The following is a 246-nucleotide window of genomic DNA, read 5'->3' on the forward strand; positions in this document are numbered from 1 at the left end:
TGGTCGTCCGTACTGTCGCAACTCACTGGCATCGCGCAACTTGACCTGCTCACCATGCTCCCGTGGCGCAACGTCATTGCCGGTATTGGTCTTCTCTCGCCGCACTGCCGTTGGTGCCCACTGTGTTTTGCTCAAGACCTCAGCGAAGGTCGCGAACCTTACTTTCGACTCGCATGGGATATTGGGACAGTTGACGCGTGCCCAAAACATGCGGCTAAGCTCGTTGGCTTCTGCCCGAATTGTGGG

At 57.3% G+C, this 246-nt stretch carries 1 protein-coding gene; it reads left to right on the top strand.

Annotated elements, in window-relative coordinates; genetic code table 11:
• Positions 1–12: 12 nt before the first annotated feature.
• On the top strand, positions 13–246 hold a 234-nt coding region (locus SCA31_RS24985), incomplete at its 3' end, for a TniQ family protein (RefSeq protein ID WP_410699642.1).

Source organism: Chryseobacterium sp. SIMBA_028 (genome assembly GCF_046535285.1).
Classification (GTDB): domain Bacteria; phylum Bacteroidota; class Bacteroidia; order Flavobacteriales; family Weeksellaceae; genus Chryseobacterium.